This is a genomic window from Vibrio sp. R-1, from assembly GCF_035615595.1.
In the GTDB taxonomy this organism is placed as follows: Bacteria; Pseudomonadota; Gammaproteobacteria; order Enterobacterales; family Vibrionaceae; genus Vibrio; species Vibrio cholerae.
The window spans coordinates 1-1,122 of record NZ_WPDC01000212.1 but is presented as its reverse complement, the minus strand read 5'-3'; the positions used below and the strand labels follow the sequence as shown (position 1 = coordinate 1,122).

Here is a 1,122-nt window from a genome sequence, read left to right as displayed (position 1 = left end):
TCACGGATCCACGTTTTTGTTGCAGGCACTTTTCCTGGGATTGCAATGACTTTCATATGATTATCCTGTGCAAGATATACAGAAATCAAAAAATACAGGCTATTGATACTTAAGCATTTTTCTACATCTCTGTATGTAACGATATTAAACAGTTGATGTCTGCGCCGCATCATGGAATAAATCATCTCGTCACAATGAGAAAAGCTTTCTATGCTCTTTAATATCATTGCTTAATGTTTATACTGAAAGCGAGCAAGTTTGCGCGAGGGAACGTGATGCTTGGAATCAACACTATCAGAAAAAAGGTCATCACACTCTTTGTCGTCTATACCTTGCTGTTTCTCGGTATTATTGCGATTGGCTTTTATTTTTTTATTACAACCCCACTCTACTCACACGCGAAAGAAACTATCACCAATAAAGCTGATACCGTTTCGTTGCAGATTAACCAAGATTTAGACAGCCTACTACCAACCATCAACACGTTAGCCGATTTTGCCGCAGAATATCCGGCCAAAACACTTCTGAGCCAGATTACCCATACCCTGCTGACATCATTAAACAATAATACGTTTATTATCAGTGGCGGGATCTGGCCAGAACCTTTTGCTCTAGACCGCGATCAATATAAATCCTCCATTTTTTACAATGCCAATCACGCCGGCTATGAGTCTTTAGAGGACTACAACCACCCACAGGCACCAGACTATTTTCACGAGCCTTGGTATGCTGGCGTGAAGTATCGAGGGCCAAATATTGTCGAATGGTCAGATCCTTACACTGACCCTGTGACGGACGTCAGTATGGTAACGTTGTCCAAACCCTACTATGTTGATGATCAGTTTCGCGGAGTGGTGACACTCGATATTTCGCTGAAAAAGCTCTCTGAAACTATCCAAAAAGAACAAACCAACTTTGGTGGCCAGCTCTATATTATTGACCGTCACGGGCACAATATTTTAGGGCAAGACGCTATTCCCGACCCTAATGCTCTGTTAACCACATCTAAATCGCACAGTGGCGACTGGCAAATTTTAGCCACTTACCCAAAAGATAAAGTGGATCAGCAAGCCATTGCGATCATCAAAAAAATAATCTTTATTGCAGTCCCGATCACGTTGT

At 41.8% G+C, this 1,122-nt stretch carries 2 protein-coding genes; one reads left to right on the top strand and one right to left on the bottom strand.

All coding sequences use genetic code 11. The features are described from left to right. A partial coding sequence (locus GOU96_RS17685; protein ID WP_324702085.1) for a hypothetical protein occupies positions 1-185 on the bottom strand: 185 nt, incomplete at its 3' end. 90 nt (positions 186-275) lie between these two features. Here GOU96_RS17685 and GOU96_RS17680 point away from each other — a divergent pair. Further along, positions 276-1,122: cache domain-containing protein (locus GOU96_RS17680; protein ID WP_324702084.1), on the top strand; the 847-nt coding region annotated here is incomplete at its 3' end.